This is a genomic window from Alcanivorax sp. HI0083 (genome assembly GCF_001635175.1).
On record NZ_LWFX01001403.1, the window covers coordinates 1 to 732 of the forward strand.

Below are 732 nucleotides of genomic sequence, written 5' to 3' on the forward strand. Positions count from 1 at the left end.
ATCGCTGCGGCAAAGAGAAAGTCAAAGCGCACTAATCGGATGATCCAGATGCTTGAAATGCGATCCAGTTGTGAAAGTTGCCAGTGTTCCCTGGCGGCCGATGCAGAAGCCTATATCTGCTCCTATGAATGCACCTTCTGTGTGGACTGCTGCACCATCCATGCAAGCCGCTGCCCCAATTGTCAGGGTGAACTGGTGAAACGCCCCCGCCGTCAGGAGGCCAGTAATGAAAGCGGCTGAGCCAATGTCTCTGCCTGGCGGCGCAGGCTATACCTTGCCGGTCAACTGGTACTCGGCAGAAAGTGCCAGCGGATCGGTGATTTTAATGGCGGCACTAGGCATGGGGGCGCGTTTCTATCAGCCATTGGCGCAGGCATTACAGGCGGCCGGGTTGAACGTGGCCTTACTGGAACAACGAGGCCATGGCGACAGCCCCTGGCGCCCGTCGCATCACTGCGACTGGGGCTTTCGTGAGGCTTTGGTCAATGAAATACCTATGGCGCTGGACTGGGTGAAAAGCCGTTCTTCGTCCTTGCCGGTTTATCTCATGGGACACTCTCTGGGCGGCCATTATTCTGCCATGGCGGCTGGTGTTTACGGTGAGCAAATAGACGGCATTATTCTGGCTGCCTGTGGCAGCCCCTGGCTGGGTGGCTTTACCGGTAAGACCCGCCGCAAGCTGAAAGTTCTTTGCGCCATCATCCCGCCTGCATCGGCGTTGTTGGGTTATTA

At 56.8% G+C, this 732-nt stretch carries 2 protein-coding genes; both read left to right on the top strand.

The genetic code is table 11. The annotated features are described in order from the left end of the window. The coding region (locus tag A3754_RS21265; protein ID WP_231880728.1) for a DUF1272 domain-containing protein at positions 1–240 on the top strand (240 nt) is incomplete at its 5' end. Beyond that, positions 227–732: alpha/beta fold hydrolase (locus A3754_RS21270; RefSeq protein WP_156497129.1), on the top strand; the 506-nt coding region annotated here is incomplete at its 3' end. The genes A3754_RS21265 and A3754_RS21270, both read left to right, overlap by 14 nt.